Source organism: Pseudoalteromonas sp. bablab_jr011 (assembly GCF_016464045.1).
Lineage (GTDB): Bacteria > Pseudomonadota > Gammaproteobacteria > Enterobacterales > Alteromonadaceae > Pseudoalteromonas > Pseudoalteromonas lipolytica.
Genome location: NZ_JACDWU010000322.1, coordinates 1 through 253, shown reverse-complemented (window position 1 = coordinate 253; position 253 = coordinate 1). Strand labels below are relative to the sequence as shown.

The 253-nt window shown below is 40.3% G+C and carries 1 pseudogene; it reads left to right on the top strand.

The features are described 5' to 3' along the window. Positions 1-253: pseudogene (locus tag JIG41_RS22720) on the top strand (group II intron reverse transcriptase/maturase); the annotation flags it as partial.

Genomic DNA, 253 nt, shown 5'->3' with positions numbered 1-253 from the left:
TTCTAGCGTTATGGCATTGGGCTAAAAGGCGTCATCCAACAAAATCAAAAACTTGGATCGCCATGAAGTACTTTATCAACCGTCGAGGCCAATGGCAATTTCACGGTTGGCAGAAGAGCATGAATATGGATTGTCAGTTTAATCTATTTCAAATAGCTAAGGTGCCAATAGAGAGACATGTGAAAATCAGGAGTGAAGCTACGCCTTTTGATCCTTTATACCAAGAATACTTGGCAAAGAGAAAAGCAAAGAG